This window comes from Microbacterium paraoxydans (assembly GCF_019056515.1).
Taxonomy (GTDB): Bacteria; Actinomycetota; Actinomycetes; order Actinomycetales; family Microbacteriaceae; genus Microbacterium.
This window is the reverse complement of sequence record NZ_CP064873.1, coordinates 1,058,842-1,076,316: the sequence shown is the minus strand read 5'-3', so window position 1 is coordinate 1,076,316 and position 17,475 is coordinate 1,058,842. Positions and strand designations below refer to the sequence as shown.

Genomic DNA, 17,475 nt, shown 5'->3' with positions numbered 1-17,475 from the left:
ACGTCTTCGCGGGGACTCGGCGCATCCTCCACACTGACCTCATGCGCATCACGCCCCGCCGCCTCGCCCTCGGCATGAGCCTCTGGATCCCCAATCTCTGCAGCGGCATCCGCGTCCGCCGGTTCAGCGACGACTGGACCCAGGCGACCGTGGAGCTGCACGTGAACCTCCTCACCCGCAACTACGTCAAGACCGCGTTCGGCGGCTCGATGTCGGCGATGACCGACCCGTACTTCTTCATGCTCGTCATGCATCAGCTCGGACGGGACTACGTCGTGTGGGACACCCGAGGCGAGATCGAGTTCCTCAAGCCGGGGCGCGGGGTGCTGACCGCGGAGTTCGAGGTGACGCGGGAGAAGGCGGAGGAGCTCCGGCAGCGCGCCCGCGGCGGCGCGAAGGTGCTCGAGTGGTTCGAGACGGTCATCACCGATCGCGACGGAGACGTCGTGGCGACCGTGCGCCGCGAGGTCTACATCCGCGAGAAGAAGCGCGTCACCGCGTCCCGCGGCTGACACGTCACCCGTCGTTCACCCCGGCGTGCGACGATGACCGGGTGCCCCTCGCCCGCCGCCTGACGCTGCCGGATGCCGTCGCCATCGGCCTCGGATCGATGATCGGTGCCGGCGTGTTCGCGGTCTGGGGCCCGGCCGTCGACGTCGCCGGGAACGCGACGCTCGTCGCGCTCGGAATCGCCGCCGCGGTCGCCTACGCCAACGCCACCGCCTCCGCACAGCTCGCGGCCGTCCACCCCGTCGCCGGTGGCACGTACGCGTATGCGCGAGCGGAGATCGGACCGTGGTGGGGCTTCGTCGCCGGCTGGAGCTTCGTGATCGGCAAGATCGCGAGCTGCGCCGCCATGGCCATGACCTTCGCCGCCTACGCCGCTCCCGCGGGGTGGCAGACCCCGGTCGCCGTGATCGCCGTCGTCGCCCTCGCGGTCGTGAACTGCCTGGGCGTGACGCGGACGGCGCTCGCGACCCGCATCCTCGTGGCCTGCTCGCTGCTCGGACTCTCGGTCGTGGTCGCGGTCGGCCTCGGCGCCGCGCCCACCGCCTCCCCCGCACCGCTCCCCGACACGACCGTGTACGGCGTGCTCCAGGGCGCCGGACTGCTGTTCTTCGCCTTCGCCGGCTACGCCCGGATCGCGACGATGGGCGAGGAGGTGGTGGACCCGGCGCGGACGATCCCCCGCGCCATCGTGCTCGCCCTCGGCGGTGCCGTCGTCGTCTACGGGCTCGTAGGCGTCGTCGTGCTCCTCGTGCTCGGCGGCGCCGTCAGCGGAGCGGCCGCACCGCTTTCCGACGTCCTCACCGCCGCCGGCTGGTCGGCGTTCGCCCCCGTCGTGCGGATCGCCGCGGCCGCCGCGTCCCTCGGCGCTCTGCTGGCCCTGCTCACCGGCATCGGGCGCACGACCCTCGCCATGGCGCGAGAGGGCGATCTCCCGCGGTTCCTCGCCCGCATCGACGAGCGCCATCAGGTGCCGCGCCGCGCCGAGATCATCCTCGCGGTCATCGTGATCGCGCTCGTGCTCGTCGGGGATCTCCGAGAGGTGATCGGGTTCTCCTCCTTCGGTGTGCTGCTGTACTACCTCATCGCGAACGCCGCCGCCTTCCGCCAGCACGGCGCGGCCCGACGATACCCCCGGGCACTGCAGGTGGGCGGCGCCCTCGGCTGTCTCGTGCTCGTGAGCACGCTTCCCGCCCTCGCCTCGCTGGTCGGCATGGGCGTCGTGCTGCTCGGCGTCGCGGGGCGGGCGCTGCGGGTGCGGCGGCAGCAGCATCGGCCGGGCTGATCGCGCTCAGCCGGAGACCCGGGCGCGATAGTCGCGGGGCGGCAGACCGAGGACGGCTGCGAAGTCGCGCGTGAGGTGCGCGTGGTCGGCATACCCCAGCGTGGCGGCGAGCGCCGTGAGATCCGTCTCCGGCTCCTCGCGGAGACGCTGCGCCGCCTCCTGCAACCGGCGACGGCGGATGATCGCGCCCGGCGACAGTCCCACGGTGCGATGTGTGAGGCGCTGCAGCGTGCGCACCGAGAGCGCGAGTCGGGTCGCCGCCTCCTCCGGCGTCAGCGCCGCCCCCTCCCCCAGCAGCACGTCGAGCATCGCGTTGGCCTGCCGCCCCGCCGCGCCGACCGGGCCGACGCGCTGTGACAGCCACGCGGCGAAGACCGCGACGGCGCGCTCCCGGCGTTCGGGCGCGGTCCGCATCGCCGTCGTCACCGCCGCGTGCAGCTCGGGGGCGTCGAAGGAGTGCTCCGCGTCGATCAGGGCCGGAGGGTCGTCGGTGAGGGCAGGGACCGCGGCGGGGCGGAGTAGAGCGCCGACAGCCCACCCCGACCCCCGCAGCTCCCTGGTCGACGCGCGGGTCGTGGCGCCCGAGATCGACACGCCCTCCGGGGCGACGACGAGGTTGACGGCCGGATACGAGACGATCTCCTGCCGCGACACCTCGCCGTCCGGGAGGCTCCACTCCGGGATCCAGAACCAGGAGACGAGCGCGGCGGCCTCAGCGGGCGGGGGTACCCGATGGAACGAGGGCAGCCGTGCGGGATAGAGCACTCCGCGCGTCCGGTCCACCATGGGCCCAGCGTAGAACGCGCCACCGACGCGGCGTCGGCGACGTGTCGCGGATCTTCAAGCGGCGGGCGCCCTCCCGCGTCTAGCGTGGCCGCATGACCGAACAGACACCTCCGGCCGGTGTGACCGGCGCACACACCACCGACGGCCGCCCGCACAGCGCGACCTCGCTCACCCCCTTCCTCGCGATCCCCGACGCCGCCCGCGCCGTCGAGTTCTACCGGGACGTCTTCGGCGCCCGCGTGGTCGACGTGACGGAGTTCGGCGGTGTCGTCGCGCACGCCGACCTCGACTTCGGGCTCGGACGACTCCAGCTCGGTGAGCCCAGCCCCGAGTACCACCTCGTGCCCGCGCCCGCCGGCGACGACGACTGCTACTCGATGGGCCTCTACGTCCCGGATGTGGACGCCGTGGTCGCGCGCGCTGTCGCGGCGGGGGCGACCGTCCGCGAGGCGCCGTCCCTGTTCGTCTCCGGCGACCGCTACGCCAGCATCCGCGACCCGTTCGGCGTCCGCTGGTCGATCATGACCCGCGTGGAGGACCTCTCCGACGAGGAGAGCGCACGACGGGTCGCGGAGTGGGCGGCCTCGTTCAGCGCCGCGCCGGAGAGTGCTGGGAGCTGAGCGCGACCAGGGAGGCCCGCTCGACGGCCGGCAGCAGCGCCTCCGCGGTGCGGCGGTAGCCGAGGGCGCTCGGGTGGAAGCGGTCGAGGCTGAACATCTCCTCCGGCTCGTCGAAGAACATCGGGCCGACAGCCCGCCGCAGGTCCACCGTCTCCGCTCCTTCCCGGTGCGCGGCCTCCGCCTGCGCCTCCGCCAGCCGTCGGGACAGACCGGAGGCGATGCGGCGCAGCGGCTGCGGCACCGCGCGCAGGGCGCCGAGGTCGGGGCAGGTGCCGACGACGACGCGGGCACCGCGAGCCTGCAGGCGACTGATGGCCGCGCGCAGGTGGCCGGCCGACTCCGCTGCCGGGAGGCGGTGGGTGACATCGTTGCCGCCGACCACGATCACGGCGACGTCGGGGCGGTAGTCCGCGGGGAGACGGGAGAGCTGCCCGGCGAGATCCCGCGACTCCGCGCCCACGACCGCGGCGGTGCGCAGCCGTACCGGACGCCCGAGCCGGCGTGCCGTCGCCTTCGCGAGCCGCGCCCCGAGGGTCTCCTTCCGCCGTGCCGCTCCCAGGCCGGCAGCGAGGGAGTCGCCCAGCAGCAGGAGGTCGAGCGGCTCGCCCTCGAGCCCCGGGCGCCAGACACGGTCGGCGTCGAGCGACTGCTCCCCCAGCGGCTTCCCGATGCGCCGGCGCGCGAGGGCGGCCTGCCGGTCGAGGACCGCGCGGGCGCCCACGACGAGCGCGGCGGCGAGCGCGACCAGGGTCAGCAGAGGCAGACGACGCACGGCGCGATTCCAGCCGACCGCCGTGAACGTCCGGTGAACGCCTCGTCCCGACGGGGGCGACTCAGGCCAGCGTCTTGACCTCGAGCTCGTCGTCGCCGGGGCGCACGCTCGCGAAGTGGGTGTAGCCGTCCGCGGCGGAGCGCTCCAGCAGCGCCTTGAGGTTCTTCGTGCGCTGTTCGAGGCGGACCCGCGCGCCCTTCGCGACGAGGGCCGTCTTGTGCGCCACGAGCTCCGCGACGGGCACGGCCGCGTCGTGGACGAGCACGATCGCCTGCGCCGCGGTGGCCGGGTCCGTCGAGACGAGGTCGACCAGGCGCTCGAACCCGAGGGAGAAGCCCACCGCCGGCACGTCCTGCTGGAGGAACCGGCCGATCATGCCGTCGTACCGTCCTCCACCGCCGAGCGAGTACGTGACGGACGGGTGCGCGAGCTCGAAGATCGTCCCCGTGTAGTACCCCATGCCGCGCACGAGGAACGGGTCGAACACGAGCGGGATGTCGTCCTGCCCTCGACCCGCCGCGACGGCCTCGCCGATGCCGACGAGGTGGGCGACGAGCTCGTCGGGCGCGCCGTCCGGGAGCGCCTTGCGGATCTGGCGGTCGCCGAACGGGTGGTACTCGAGCGTCTGCGGGCGACCGAGGAAGGCCTGGAACGCGTCGACCGCGGTCGTCGTAGCCCCGCGCTCGCGGAGCTCGGCAGCCACACCCTCCGGCCCGATCTTGTCGAGCTTGTCGATCGTGATCAGCACCTGCGGGCGCTCTTCCTCGGTGAAGCCGAAGTGCTCCAGCATCCACTCCAGCACGCGGCGGTCGTTGATCCGCACGCTCGCGCCCTCCAGCCCCAGGGCGTCGACGGCGTCGAGCGAGGCGGCCAGCAGCTCGGCCTCGGCGCGCGCGGACGCGTCGCCGATGATGTCGATGTCGCACTGGACGAACTGGCGGTAGCGCCCCTTCTGCGGACGCTCGGCCCGCCAGACGGGACCGATCTGGATGGATCGAAAGACGCCGGGGAGCTGTCCCCGGTTGCTCGCGTAGAAGCGGGCGAGCGGCACCGTCAGGTCGTAGCGCAGGCCGAGGTCGGAGAGCTCCGCCGGATCGTCGGCGCCGGCGCGGACGGCCTCCGCATCCAGGCCGCGACGCAGAATGTTGAACGACAGCTTCTCGTTGTCGCCGCCGATGCCGGCGTGCAGCCGGTCGTACTCCTCGACCACGGGGGTCTCGATCTCGTCGAATCCGTGCGCGCGATAGCGGTCGCGGATGACGGAGAGCACCCGCTCACGGCGGGCCTTGTCGGCGGGGAGGAAGTCGCGCATGCCGCGCGGCGCGTTCACGGTAGCCACCCGTCTATCTTCCCAGGTCGGCGGCGGTGTCCGTGTCGGGTCAACCGGCCTCGGCGGCGCGGACCTCGTCCTCCAGGCGCGTCAACCGTTCCCGGAGTGCGCGCTCCGCGTCCCAGCCCTCGACCCGAGCGGCGTCCACGAGGGCGAGGAGGGCATCGCCGAGCTCCTCCTCTGACGACGGGCGCAGGGCGGACGGCGGCGCGGGCACCACGCCGGCACCGGCGGCACGACCCGACATCTTCTGCGCACGCGCGAGGGCGGGCATCGCGCGCGGGATCCCGTCGAGCACGCTGCGGCGGGTGCGCTTCTCCGCCGCCTTCGCCGCGTTCCAGTGCACGAGCACCTCCTCCGGCGTCTCCGCGACCTCGTCGCCGAACACGTGCGGATGCCGCCGCACCATCTTCTCGGTGAGCGTGCGGGCGACGTCGTCGATGTCGAACGGGTCGTCCGGATCCTGTGCCGCGATCGCGGCATGGAACAGCACCTGCCACAGCAGATCGCCCAGCTCCTCGCGGAGGTCGGCGCGCGAGCCGTCCTCGACCGCGTCGATCACCTCGTGCGACTCCTCGATGAGGTACGGCACGAGGTCGCGGTGCGTGATGCGCTGCGACCACACACACCGCTCCCGCACCGCACGCATGGTCTCTGCGGCCGCGCGCAGCGGATCGTCGATGTCCTCGGGGCCTCGCTGCTCGCTGGTCATGCTTCCTCCGGACTCCGGCTCAGGCGGGGATGGGCGCAGCGCGACGGTACCACCGGGCGCGCAGGGTGACGACGATGCCGGAGAGGATCAGCGCGAAGAGCGACCCCACGAGGACGCCGAGGATCGCCTGGTCGCGGATGACCGCGTCGCCCTCGAACGCGAGGTTCGCGAGCAGGAGCGAGACGGTGAATCCGATGCCGCCCAGGGCGCCAGCGGCGAGGATGTCCGCGAAGGGCAGCGCCGGGTCGGCCCCCTTCGGACGGATGCGCATGGCGAGCCAGCCGAACAGGGAGATGCCAATGATCTTCCCCACCGGAAGGGCCACCACGATCGCCCAGAAGGCCGGGGAGAGGGCCGTCGGCGAGACGGCGGGGATGACGACGAAGGCCGCCACGAAGGCGAAGAGCGGCAGGATCGCGCCGTTTACGGTCGGCTCCAGCGCATGCCGGGTGCGTCCGGCGGGTACCGGCGCCATGACGAGGCCGAGCATCACGCCGGCGATGGTCGCGTGGATGCCGGACGAGGCGACGAGGCCCCACGTGACGACGCCGACGACGGCCATCCCGACCGCGACGAGCGTGTGTCCGGTGGCGTGCAGCAGGCGGCTCAGCAGCCAGAACACCGCCACCCCGACGATCGCGAGCCCGAACAGGAGCCACTGCACGTCGTGCGCGAAGAGCACCGCGATGAAGATGATGCCGATGATGTCGTCGAGGATCGCGAGGGCCAGCAGGAACACCCGCACCCGGGACGGGAGTCCGCGTCCGAACATCGCCAGCACGCCGAGCGCGAAGGCGATGTCGGTGGCGGTCGGGATCGGCCACCCGGACGCCGTCTCCGGCCCTCCCGCGATCAGCAGGTACACGAGGATCGGCACGAGCACGCCGCCGGTCGCCGCGATGGCCGGCTGCACGGCCTTCCGCGGGGAGTCGAGCTCGCCGTGGGTGAGCTCGTGCCGCAGCTCGATCGCCACGACGAGGAAGAAGATCGCGAGCAGTCCGTCCGACACCCAGTGCGCGATCGAGAGGTCCAGCGCCGTCCCCGGGACGGCGAGGTGCGTCTCCAACAGCCCGGCGATCGCGTCGTGCGTGGGCAGGTTCGCGAAGAGGAGTCCGAGGCCGGCGGCCACGAGCAGGAGGACGGCGGGGAACTGCTGCCCGCGGAGGGGGTTCGCTGTGATGCGCATCCCGTCCATCGTAGGCCGCGGCGTCACACGGTCGTCATGCGTGCAGGACACCCCGATCCGCCCGGCTACTCTCGGAGGGTGACCCCCGATTCCCCCGCTTTCTCCGAGCCGACGCCCACCGAGGCCATCCGCGTGATCGGTCGTTTCGAAGCCGGTCGCGGCATCCCCGATGCCATGCGCTCCGACGTGCGGATGCTGGGCCAGCTCCTCGGCCAGGTGCTCCGCGAGGCCGGCGGCGACGACCTGTTCGAGGACGTCGAGCGCCTGCGCCTCGCGACGATCCAGGCCTACGAGGACCACAGCTCCGACGCGTTCGACCGCGCCGCGGCGATCGCCGACTCCTTCACGATCGCCCGTGCCGACGAGGTCGCCCGCGCGTTCACCTGCTACTTCCACCTCGTGAACCTGGCCGAGGAGCACCAGCGCGTGCGCGTGCTCCGGGAGCGGGCGGGGCAGACCCCTTCGACAAGCTCAGGGACCCAGGTGGGCTCGGGCCCTTCGACGGGCTCAGGGGCCCAGGCGACGGACACGGTCGCGGGGGCGTACGCCCGGCTGCGCGAGGAGGTCGGCGACGACGAGGCCCGCCGTCGTCTGGACGGCCTGCGCTTCCACCCCGTCTTCACGGCCCACCCGACCGAGGCCCGGCGCCGCGCGGTCTCGTCGAGCATCCGCCGCCTCTCGGAGCTGCTCACCCAGCACGACGTGGCAAGCGCAGGCGGCTCCGAGGAGCACCGCGCGCGCCGCCGGATGCTCGAGGAGATCGACACCCTGTGGCGCACGGCGCCGCTGCGCGCGCAGAAGCCCTCCCCGACCGACGAGGTCCGCACCGTCATGGGCGTCTTCGACGAGACGCTGTTCACCACGGTCCCCCACGTCTACCGCCGGATCGACGACGCCCTCCGCGGCGAGGAGTCCGGCGCCACCGCCCCGGTCGTCCCGGCGTTCGTGCGGATCGGTTCCTGGGTCGGCGGCGACCGCGACGGCAACCCGTTCGTCACCGCCGCGGTCACCCGCGAGGCGTCGCAGATCGCCTCCGACCACGTGCTCCGCGGCCTGGAGCGGGCGCTCGACCGGATCGGCCGCACCCTCACGCTCGCCGCGGACGACACCCCGCCCAGCGCCGAGGTCACGGCACTCTGGGAGCGTTTCGCGGCCGCGGAGCCGACGGTCGCCGACGAGCTCGCGGCCCGTTCCCCTGACGAGCCGCACCGCCGGGTCGTCCTCGTCATGGCCCGCCGCGTGGCGGCCACGCGCCGCGGAGACGAGGAGGGCTACACGGGTCCGGAGGAGCTGCTCGCGGAGCTGCGCACCGTGCAGTCCTCCCTCGTCGCCGCCGGAGCCCGCCGTCACGCGTTCGGCGGCGTGCAGCACCTGATCTGGCAGGTCGAGACCTACGGCTTCCACCTCACGGAGCTGGAGGTGCGCCAGCACTCCCAGGTGCACGCCAAGGCCCTGGCCGAACTCGAGGCCGGCGGTCCGATCAGCACGCAGACCGAGGAGGTGCTGGAGGTGTTCCGCGCGATCGCGGACATCCAGCGCGACCGCGGGCTGCGCGCCGCGGGTCGCTACGTCGTCTCCTTCACGCAGGCGGCCTCCGACCTCGCGAACGTGTACGAGCTGGCCCGTCATGCGCTCGGCGACGACGCCCCGGTGCTCGACGTCGTGCCGCTGTTCGAGACCTTCGCCGACCTCCAGGCCGCCCCGGGGATCCTCGCCGAGGCCGTCACCTTCCCGGAGTTCCGCGAGCGGATGGCCGCGACCGGCAACCGGCTGGAGGTCATGCTCGGCTACTCCGACTCCTCCAAGGACGTCGGGCCCGTGGCCGCGAACCTCGCGCTGTACACGGCGCAGGAGAAGATCGCCCGCTGGGCACAGGAATCGGGCATCGAGCTCACCCTCTTCCACGGCCGCGGCGGTGCGCTCGGCCGTGGCGGCGGCCCCGCCAACTCCGCGATCCTCGCGCAGCCCCCGCACTCCGTCGACGGTCGGTTCAAGCTCACCGAGCAGGGCGAGGTCATCTTCGCCCGCTACGGCGAGCCCGCGATCGCGATGCGGCACATCGACCAGGTCGCCGCCGCGACGCTGCTCGCTTCCTCCCCCACGGTCGAGGAGCGCACGAGCCGCGCGGCCGCCCGCTACGCCGAGGTCGCCGCGATGATGGACGCCGCCTCCCGCGAGCGGTTCTTCGCGCTCGTCAAGGCCGAGGGCTTCGCCCCGTGGTTCGCGACCGTGACCCCGATGGAGGAGATCGGCCTGCTCGCGCTCGGCTCGCGGCCCGCCCGTCGTGGCCTCTCGGTGGAGTCGCTGGAAGACCTCCGGGCCATCCCCTGGGTGTTCGCGTGGACGCAGGCCCGGATCAACCTCGCCGGCTGGTTCGGACTCGGCACCGCGCTCGAGGCCGTCGGCGACGAGGAACTGCTCACGGAGGCCTATCGCGAGTGGCCGCTGCTGCGCACGATGGTCGACAACGTCGCGATGAGCCTCGCCAAGACCGACGAGCGCATCGCCCGGCAGTACCTCGCCCTCGGCGACCGCGACGACCTCGCCGCCCTGGTGCTCGACGAGCTCGCGCTCACCCGTCGCTGGGTCATCCGTCTCACCGGAGGCGAGGGCCTGCTGGAGAACAAGCCCGTGCTGCAGCGGGCCGTGCAGCTGCGCAGCCCGTACGTCGACGCCCTCTCCCTCCTGCAGCTGCGGGCGCTCCGCGCGCTCCGTTCGGCGCCGGAGCAGCCGGAGGGCTCCGGCGCGGACGCCGAACAGCAGCGCCTGCTCCTCCTGTCCGTCAGCGGGGTCGCCGCCGGCCTGCAGAACACCGGGTGACCGGAGCCCTCCTGCCGCGTGCGCGGAGGCCCTCGTCGCCGACGCTAGAGTGAAACCTCCGCCTCACCCGGCTCTGCTTTCGCGTGCGACACGATCGCCCGCACCCCATCCCCCATCAGAAAGCCCTCCCGCGTGACCGTCACCACCCCCACCGACTTCCACCCGCTCGTCCCCTCCGTGCAGCCCGTCTTCGACACGGTGCTGGCGCGCAGCCCGCACGAGCCGGAGTTCCACCAGGCCGTCCACGAGGTGCTGCACTCCATCGCCCCGGTGCTGGAGCAGCGTCCGGAGTACGTCGACGGCGGGATCCTGGAGCGCCTGGTCGAGCCGGAGCGGCAGATCATGTTCCGGGTGCCGTGGGTCGACGATGCCGGGAAGCTGCAGGTCAACCGCGGCTACCGCATCCAGTTCTCCTCCGTGCTCGGTCCGTACAAGGGCGGCCTGCGGTTCCACCCGTCGGTCAACCTCTCGATCATCAAGTTCCTCGGCTTCGAGCAGATCTTCAAGAACGCGCTCACCGGTCAGGGCATCGGCGGCGGCAAGGGCGGCTCCGACTTCGACCCGCACGGCAAGTCCGACGCCGAGGTCATGCGGTTCTGCCAGTCGTTCATGAACGAGCTCTACCGGCACCTCGGCGAGCACACCGACGTCCCCGCGGGAGACATCGGCGTCGGCGGCCGCGAGATCGGCTACCTCTTCGGCCAGTACCGCAAGGTCACCAACCGCCACGAGTCCGGCATGTTCACGGGCAAGGGCACCGGCTGGGGCGGCGCCGAGGTGCGGACCGAGGCCACGGGCTACGGCGCGGTGTTCTTCGCGCAGGAGATGCTCGGCGTGCACGGCGACTCCCTCGAGGGCAAGCGCGTCGGCATCTCGGGCTCCGGCAACGTGGCGATCTACGCGATCCAGAAGGCCGCCCAGCTCGGCGCGACCGCGGTGACGGCGTCCGACTCCTCCGGCTACGTCGTCGACGACGCGGGCATCGACCTCGACCTGCTGCGTCAGCTCAAGGAGGTCGAGCGCGCCCGCATCGTCGAGTACGCGAACCGCCGCCCGAGCGCCCGGTTCGTGGAGAGCGGCAGCGTGTGGGAGGTGCCCGTCGACATCGCGGTGCCCTCCGCCACCCAGAACGAGGTCAGCCTCGCCGATGCGGAGGCCCTGATCGCGAACGGGGTGCGCGCCGTATCCGAGGGCGCCAACATGCCGTGTGTGCCCGAGGCCGTCGAGGCCTTCCAGAAGGCCGGCGTGCTGTTCGCCCCTGGCAAGGCCGCGAACGCCGGCGGTGTCGCGACCTCGGCCCTGGAGATGAGCCAGAACGCCTCGCGACAGCGCTGGAGCTTCGGCGACAGCGAGAACAAGCTCCGCGAGATCATGGGCGACATCCACCGCGCCGCCTTCGAGGCCGCGGAGCGCCACGGCGTCCCCGGCGACTACGTGGCGGGTGCCAACATCGCCGGCTTCGAGCGCGTCGCCGCGGCGATGCTCGCCCAGGGCGTCATCTGACCCGTTCGAATCGCCTGAATGGTCCCAAATCCGGCCGAGATGCGACCATTCGGGCGATTCGAAGGGTGTGGGGTCAGACCTGACGGTCGTCGGCGTGCCGCGCGAGGGAGCTGCCGTAGCGCTCCGTGAGCTGCACCATGAGGTCGGGAGTGTCCCGGTCGACGCCGAAGACGTGTCCGGGGAAGTCGAGCTCGGGCTGGGCCGCCGCGATCTCCGCGTCCCGGTCGGGTGAGAGCAGCTGCACCGGATCGCCGACCGCGACCCACCCGATCGGCACCACCGTCCCCGATGGCAGCACGGCCCGGCGATGCACGATGGCGTTGACCCGCACCTCGCACCGATCCCCGACGAGCGCGCCGTTGAAGACCCGGGCTCCGGACGCGAAGAACACCTCCTCGCCCACGGTCGCCCCGGCGATGCTGGCCAGTGTCCCGACGAGGGTGTGCGCCCCGATGTGGACGGCGTTCGCCGCGGTCGCCCGGATCAGCGCGTTCTCCATCACGATGACGTGCGCGCCGAGGGTGATCGGGCCGCCCTCCGCGGTGATGACGGCGCCGTGCAGCACCTGGCAGCCCGGTCCGAGCTCCACGTCACCGGAGATGACGGCGGTCGGAGCGACGACGGCGGTGTCGTGGATGCGGGGGCGAGCCCCGAGGTGCTCGTACAACATGCGGCCAGACTAGTCCGCGGCGTCTGCGGCGTGCACGACTTCGGAGATCATCACCACCGGATCACTCGGGCTTGGCGGGCTCGGGGAAGATGGCGGTGAACAGCTGGTCGACCCAGGCGAGCAGCTCGGCGTCGGGCAGCGGCTCCACGCCCACGCCGACCGCCGCGGGCACCGTGGGCATCGGCACGACCAGGGCCTCCCCGCCGGAGACGAGCTTCGCCTTCGGATACAGCCGCTGCAACCGGACCTTGATGGAGTCCTCGAGGCGGGCGGGCGCGAGGCGCAGGTTCGAGCCCATGGCCACGACGTCGGTGAGCCCGGCCCTGGCCGCCCGGCGCCGCAGCCGTGCGATCGACACGAGTCCGGTGACCTCCTCCGGCGGCGTGCCGTACCGGTCGACGAGCTCCTCCACCACGAGGTCGATGGCGTCGTCCTTCGCGGTCGCGGCCGAGGCGGCGGAGAGCTTCTGGTACGCCTCGAGCCGGAGGCGTTCGCTGTCGATGTAGTCCTCGGGGATGCGGGCGTCGAGCGGCAGCTCGAGGCGGAGCTCCTGCCCGGTCTCGACCTCCTCGCCGCGGAAGGTCGCGACGGCCTCGCCGATCATGCGCAGATACAGGTCGAAGCCGACCCCCGCGATGTGTCCGGCCTGCTCCGCGCCGAGGAGGTTTCCGGCACCGCGCAGCTCGAGGTCCTTCAGGGCGACCTGCATTCCGGAGCCGAGGTCGTTGTTGACCGCGATGGTCTGCAGCCGGTCGGCCGCGGTCTCGCTCAGCGGCTTCATGTCGTCGTAAAGGAAGTACGCGTAGGCGCGCTCCCGTCCGCGACCCACGCGTCCGCGGAGCTGGTGGAGCTGGCTCAGCCCGTACTTGTCGGCGCGGTCGATGATGATCGTGTTCGCGTTGGAGATGTCGAGGCCGGTCTCGATGATCGTGGTCGAGACGAGGACGTCGAACTTGCGCTCCCAGAAGTCGTCGACGACCTGCTCCAGCGCGTGCTCCCCCATCTGCCCGTGTGCCACGGCGATCCGCGCCTCCGGGACCAGCTCGGCGAGCTCGGCCGCGACCCGCTGGATCGACTGCACGCGGTTGTGCACGAAGAAGACCTGCCCCTCGCGGAGGATCTCGCGGCGGATGGCGGCGGCGATCTGCTTGTCGCTGCGGGGTCCGACGAACGAGAGGATCGGGTGCCGGTCCTCCGGGGGTGTGGCGAGCGTCGACATCTCGCGGATGCCGGTGACCGCCATCTCCAGCGTGCGCGGGATCGGGGTGGCGCTCATCGCGAGGATGTCGACGTTGGTCTTCATCTTCTTCAGCGCGTCCTTGTGCTCGACGCCGAAGCGCTGCTCCTCGTCGATGATCATGAGGCCGAGATCCTTGAACAGCACCTGCTCGGTGAGGATGCGGTGCGTGCCGATCACCATGTCCACCGAGCCGTCGAGGAGGCCCTGCAGCGTGAGCCGCGCCTCCTTGTCGGTCTGGAACCGCGACAGCGGCCGCACCTTGACCGGGAACCCGGCGAAGCGCTCCGTGAACGTCTCGAGGTGCTGCTTGACGAGCAGGGTCGTCGGGACGAGCATCGCCACCTGCTTGCCGTCCTGGATGGCCTTGAACGCCGCACGGACGGCGACCTCGGTCTTGCCGAAGCCGACATCGCCCGAGAGCAGCCGGTCCATCGGGATGGGCCGCTCCATGTCGGCCTTGATCTCGTCGATGGTCTGCAGCTGGTCCTGGGTCTCCGCGAACGGGAACGCCTCCTCCAGCTCGCGCTGCCAGGGGGTGTCCGGGCCGAAGGCGTACCCCTTGGCGCTCATCCGGGCGGAGTAGAGCTTGACGAGCTCGACGGCGATGTCGCGGACCGCCTTGCGCGCCTTGCCCTTGGCCTGCGCCCAATCGCTGCCGCCCATCTTCGACAGCGTCGGGGCCTCGCCGCCGACGTACTTCGACAGGAGGTCGAGCTGGTCGGTGGGGACGAACAGCTTGTCGCCGGGGTAGCCGCGCTTCGACGGCGCATACTCCAGCACGAGGTAGTCGCGGACGGACTTCGCGGCGTTGCGGCCCCCGGTGGAGACCTCGCGCTGGGTCATCTCGACGAAGCGGCCGATGCCGTGCGTGGCATGCACGACGAAGTCGCCCTGCTTGAGCTGCAGCGGATCGACGACGTTCTTCCGACGGGAGGCGAGCTTCTTGACGACGCGCTGGTCGCCGCCGATGGTGCGGCCGTAGAACTCGTTGTCGGTGAGGACGGCGAGCTTCGCCTCCGGCACCTGGAAGCCGGCTTCGACGCCGCCGACGGTGAGGGTCGCGACCCCCGGGTCCGGCGCGTCCGCGATGGTCTCGACGACCCGCGCCGCGATGCCGCGGTCGGACAGCACGTCGCGGGCGCGGTCGACGAGGCCGTGTCCGGTCGCGAGCACGACCACGCGCCAGCCGTCGGCGACCTTCGCGTCGACGAAGGCGATGGCGCCGTCGACGTTGCCGTGGAAGGAGGGGATGACGGTGGCCGCCTCGACGCTCTCCGCGGTCGCATCGCCGATCCCGAATGGGCTCAGCCGCCACCACACGCCGCCCCGGTCGCGGACGACCTCGCGCAGGTCGGCGATGGTGAGGAAGTCGCCGGCGCCGAGATCGATGGGGGCGGAGGCACCGGAGGTCGCCGCGCTCCAGGCGGCGTCGAGGAACTCGCGGTTCGTCTCGCCGAGGGTGAGGGCGCGGGCGGTCGAGCGCTCCGGGTCGATCACGGCGGTCGCCGTGCCCTCGGGCAGGTACTCGACGAGCGACTTGAGGGGGCCGGCGACCGCGGGCAGCAGCGACTCCATGCCCTCGACCGGGATGCCCTCGGCCATCTTCTCGAGCATGCCGCTGATGGCCGGGAAGCCACCGATGAGCGCCCTGGCGCGCTCCCGCACCTCGGCGGTGAGCAGGAGCTCGCGGCTGGGCGGGAGGTCGACGCGCGGCACATCGCCGGGGAGGGAACGCTGGTCCGCCACGGAGAACGCGCGGATCTGATCGATCTCGTCGCCGAAGAACTCCACGCGGTAGGGGTGCTCCGACGTGGGAGGGAAGACGTCGAGGATGCCGCCGCGGACGGCGAACTCGCCTCGTCGCGACACCATGTCGACGCGGGAGTACGCCCGTTCCACGAGCTGCTCGGCGACGTGGTCGAGCTCGTTGCCGCGGCTGCCCACGGTCAGCTCGAGCGGCACGATGTCGCCGAGGTTCCCGGCGATGGGCTGGAGCGCGGCGCGCACGGAGGCCACGACCACGAGGGGACGCTCCCCGGACCACTCGGCGACGCGCCGCAGGGTCTGCAGTCGCAGGCCGACCGTGTCCGGGCTGGGGCTGAGGCGCTCGTGCGGCAGCGTCTCCCAGGCGGGGAAGGTGAGCACCTCGGCGTCCGGGACGTACGTCTCCAGGGCCTGCGCGACCGATTCCGCGCGGCGCCCCGTGGGCACCACGGCCAGCAGCGCCGCCGGGTGGCCGGCCGCCGCGCGCTTGGCGAGCAGACCGGCGAGCACGGGCGCGTCGAGCCCGTCGACCAGGCCGAGGTCGGCGTCGGTGTGCGCCCAGGCGAGAGCGTCACGATACAGAGACGCCTCTTCCAAGGCGCGCAGAATCCCCGGAACAGTCACCGGACAAGCCTAATCGCGCCCACCGACACTGCGGTCGGCTTCCGTGCATCCCACCCCTTTCCGTGCCTCCCACCCCGTTACGGACGCGCGGAAGAGGCCGGGGCGAACCGAAGGGGCCGGGTCGAGCGTTTTAGGCTGGACGGATGCTTCCGGTCACCCTCACCACCGCACGACTCGTCCTCCACGCCCCGACGGAGGCGGATGTCGACGCGATCACCGAGGCGTGCCAGGACCCGGAGATCGCGCGGTGGACGACGGTGCCCTCCCCTTACTTCCGGCAGGACGCGGAGGACTTCGTCGCCCTCGTCGAGCAGTGGTGGGAGGACGGCTCGCAGACCGTCTGGGGTGTCTACGCCGACGACGTCCTCGTGGGCATGGTCGGACTCCACCACATCGGGGAGCATCCGGCCGGGGGCCATGCCGAGCTCGGCTACTGGGTCGTCGCGAACGCCCGCGGCCGCGGCTACCTCGTCGAGGCCGCGCGGGCCGTGCTCGATTGGGGCTTCGCGGAGCTCGGCCTCGCCCGCATCCGCTGGCAGGCCGTCGTGGGCAACGTCCCCTCCGCCCGCGCCGCCCGCGCCCTCGGCTTCCGCTTCGAGGGCACCATGCGCCAGGGACTCACCAGCCAGCGCGGACGGGACGACGGCTGGCTCGCCGGGCTGCTGCGTGAGGACGACCGGACGCCGGTCGAGTGGTCGGTGCTCTGACCGCACGTCCACGCGTGACAGCGTCGGACCCCGGTGACAGGATGGCTGCATGCCTGAGATGCCGGAGGTCGAAGGACTCGTCGCGTTCCTCGGCGAGCGCACCACCGGACGCACGATCACCCGTGCCTCCGTGGCCGCGATCGCCGCGCTCAAGACCTACGACCCGCCGATCTCGGCACTGGAAGGCGCGGCGATCACCGGCGCGGAGCGCCGCGGCAAGTTCGTGGTGCTGTGCTGCGGGTCCGAGCTGCACCTCGTCTTCCACCTGGCGAAGGCCGGATGGCTGCGCTGGTACGACACTCTGCCGACCACGCTCCTCAAGCCGGGCAAGTCGCCCATCGCGCTGCGGATCGCCCTCGACGACGGCAGCGGCTTCGACCTGACCGAGGCCGGGACGAAGAAGTCGCTGGCCGTGTACGTGGTCCGCGACCCCGCCGAGGTGCCCGGCATCGCTCGGCTCGGCCCCGACCCGCTCGATCCGTCCTTCACGCGCGACGCCTTCGCCGCGCTGCTGGACGACCGTCGGATGCAGATCAAGGGGCTGCTCCGCGACCAGGGCGTGATCGCGGGCATCGGCAACGCCTACTCGGACGAGATCCTGCACGCGGCCCGCATGTCGCCGTATGCGATCGCCGGCACGCTGGACGACGCCGAGATCGACCGCCTGTTCGCGGCGATGCAGGAGACCCTCGCCGAGGCCGTCGCGGCCGCCGCGGGCAAACCTCCGGCTGATCTCAAGGACGCCAAGCGCCGCGGCATGCGGGTGCACGCCCGCCGGGGCGAGGCGTGCCCGGTCTGCGGCGATGAGGTGCGCAGCGTGTTCTTCGCCGACCGCTCCCTGGAGTACTGCCCCACCTGTCAGACCGGCGGCAAGGTGCTCGCCGATCGGCGGCTCTCCCGCCTGCTCAAGTGAGGGGCGGGGAAGGGCCCCTGCCACGGAATGAAACGG

Annotated in this window: 14 protein-coding genes; 7 read left to right on the top strand and 7 right to left on the bottom strand. The window is 72.2% G+C overall.

Annotated elements, in window-relative coordinates:
- Positions 1-41: 41 nt before the first annotated feature.
- Entirely contained in the window at positions 42-512 is a 471-nt protein-coding gene (locus IZR02_RS05045; protein ID WP_025103919.1) for a PaaI family thioesterase, read from the top strand.
- Between the two features lie 41 nt (positions 513-553).
- Positions 554-1,792, top strand: a complete 1,239-nt coding sequence (locus tag IZR02_RS05040) for an APC family permease (RefSeq protein ID WP_025103918.1) — start codon at positions 554-556, stop codon at positions 1,790-1,792.
- 6 nt (positions 1,793-1,798) lie between these two features.
- On the opposite strand, the gene IZR02_RS05035 is transcribed toward IZR02_RS05040, so the two are convergent.
- Positions 1,799-2,578: a helix-turn-helix domain-containing protein gene (locus IZR02_RS05035; RefSeq protein WP_025103917.1), complete on the bottom strand. Its 780-nt coding sequence runs from the start codon at positions 2,576-2,578 to the stop codon at positions 1,799-1,801.
- A 92-nt stretch (positions 2,579-2,670) separates the two neighbouring features.
- Between IZR02_RS05035 and IZR02_RS05030 the strand changes: the two genes are divergently transcribed.
- Positions 2,671-3,198, top strand: coding sequence for a VOC family protein (locus IZR02_RS05030; RefSeq protein ID WP_025103916.1), 528 nt, complete (start codon positions 2,671-2,673; stop codon positions 3,196-3,198).
- Here the strand turns inward: IZR02_RS05030 and IZR02_RS05025 are convergent.
- The 4 genes from IZR02_RS05025 to nhaA form a co-directional block, all read right to left on the bottom strand.
- Positions 3,167-3,961, bottom strand: coding sequence for an SGNH/GDSL hydrolase family protein (locus IZR02_RS05025; RefSeq protein ID WP_378871825.1), 795 nt, complete (start codon positions 3,959-3,961; stop codon positions 3,167-3,169). The genes IZR02_RS05030 and IZR02_RS05025 overlap by 32 nt on opposite strands.
- Before the next feature lie 70 nt (positions 3,962-4,031).
- Positions 4,032-5,282: a histidine--tRNA ligase gene (hisS, locus tag IZR02_RS05020; protein WP_029989396.1), complete on the bottom strand. Its 1,251-nt coding sequence runs from the start codon at positions 5,280-5,282 to the stop codon at positions 4,032-4,034.
- Positions 5,283-5,349: 67 nt separating this feature from the next.
- Complete coding sequence (locus tag IZR02_RS05015; protein ID WP_025103913.1) at positions 5,350-6,012, bottom strand: MazG family protein; 663 nt, start codon at positions 6,010-6,012, stop codon at positions 5,350-5,352.
- Between the two features lie 19 nt (positions 6,013-6,031).
- On the bottom strand, positions 6,032-7,198 hold the full coding sequence (nhaA, locus tag IZR02_RS05010) for a Na+/H+ antiporter NhaA (RefSeq protein ID WP_025103912.1): 1,167 nt from the start codon (positions 7,196-7,198) through the stop codon (positions 6,032-6,034).
- 174 nt (positions 7,199-7,372) lie between these two features.
- On the opposite strand from nhaA, the gene IZR02_RS05005 reads away from it, so the two are divergent.
- Both IZR02_RS05005 and gdhA read left to right on the top strand, forming a co-directional pair.
- Complete coding sequence (locus IZR02_RS05005) at positions 7,373-10,018, top strand: phosphoenolpyruvate carboxylase (protein ID WP_430623515.1); 2,646 nt, start codon at positions 7,373-7,375, stop codon at positions 10,016-10,018.
- Between the two features lie 132 nt (positions 10,019-10,150).
- Positions 10,151-11,521, top strand: a complete 1,371-nt coding sequence (gene gdhA, locus IZR02_RS05000; protein WP_025103910.1) for an NADP-specific glutamate dehydrogenase — start codon at positions 10,151-10,153, stop codon at positions 11,519-11,521.
- A 73-nt stretch (positions 11,522-11,594) separates the two neighbouring features.
- Here the strand turns inward: gdhA and IZR02_RS04995 are convergent, their stop codons facing one another.
- Positions 11,595-12,191 carry a gamma carbonic anhydrase family protein gene (locus tag IZR02_RS04995; protein WP_025103909.1) on the bottom strand — a complete coding sequence of 199 codons (597 nt, stop codon included), beginning with the start codon at positions 12,189-12,191 and terminating at the stop codon, positions 11,595-11,597.
- 61 nt (positions 12,192-12,252) lie between these two features.
- Positions 12,253-15,819, bottom strand: a complete 3,567-nt coding sequence (mfd, locus tag IZR02_RS04990) for a transcription-repair coupling factor (protein WP_025103908.1) — start codon at positions 15,817-15,819, stop codon at positions 12,253-12,255.
- A gap of 143 nt (positions 15,820-15,962) precedes the next feature.
- Between mfd and IZR02_RS04985 the strand changes: the two genes are divergently transcribed.
- Positions 15,963-16,526: a GNAT family N-acetyltransferase gene (locus tag IZR02_RS04985; protein WP_217316572.1), complete on the top strand. Its 564-nt coding sequence runs from the start codon at positions 15,963-15,965 to the stop codon at positions 16,524-16,526.
- Positions 16,527-16,575: 49 nt separating this feature from the next.
- The gene (locus tag IZR02_RS04980; protein WP_025103907.1) at positions 16,576-17,439 is read left to right on the top strand and encodes an Fpg/Nei family DNA glycosylase; all 864 of its coding nucleotides are present in this window, start codon (positions 16,576-16,578) and stop codon (positions 17,437-17,439) included.
- Positions 17,440-17,475: the final 36 nt, after the last annotated feature.

Coding starts and splice junctions, on each gene's coding strand:
- IZR02_RS05045 (WP_025103919.1), top strand. CDS start 42: ATGCGCATCACGCCCCGCCGCCTCGCCCTCGGCATGAGCCTCTGGATC.
- IZR02_RS05005 (WP_430623515.1), top strand. CDS start 7,373: ATGCGCTCCGACGTGCGGATGCTGGGCCAGCTCCTCGGCCAGGTGCTC.
- nhaA (WP_025103912.1), bottom strand. CDS start 7,198: ATGCGCATCACAGCGAACCCCCTCCGCGGGCAGCAGTTCCCCGCCGTC.
- IZR02_RS04985 (WP_217316572.1), top strand. CDS start 15,963: ATGCTTCCGGTCACCCTCACCACCGCACGACTCGTCCTCCACGCCCCG.
- IZR02_RS04995 (WP_025103909.1), bottom strand. CDS start 12,191: ATGTTGTACGAGCACCTCGGGGCTCGCCCCCGCATCCACGACACCGCC.
- IZR02_RS05035 (WP_025103917.1), bottom strand. CDS start 2,578: ATGGTGGACCGGACGCGCGGAGTGCTCTATCCCGCACGGCTGCCCTCG.
- hisS (WP_029989396.1), bottom strand. CDS start 5,282: ATGCGCGACTTCCTCCCCGCCGACAAGGCCCGCCGTGAGCGGGTGCTC.
- IZR02_RS05030 (WP_025103916.1), top strand. CDS start 2,671: ATGACCGAACAGACACCTCCGGCCGGTGTGACCGGCGCACACACCACC.
- IZR02_RS05015 (WP_025103913.1), bottom strand. CDS start 6,012: ATGACCAGCGAGCAGCGAGGCCCCGAGGACATCGACGATCCGCTGCGC.
- IZR02_RS04980 (WP_025103907.1), top strand. CDS start 16,576: ATGCCTGAGATGCCGGAGGTCGAAGGACTCGTCGCGTTCCTCGGCGAG.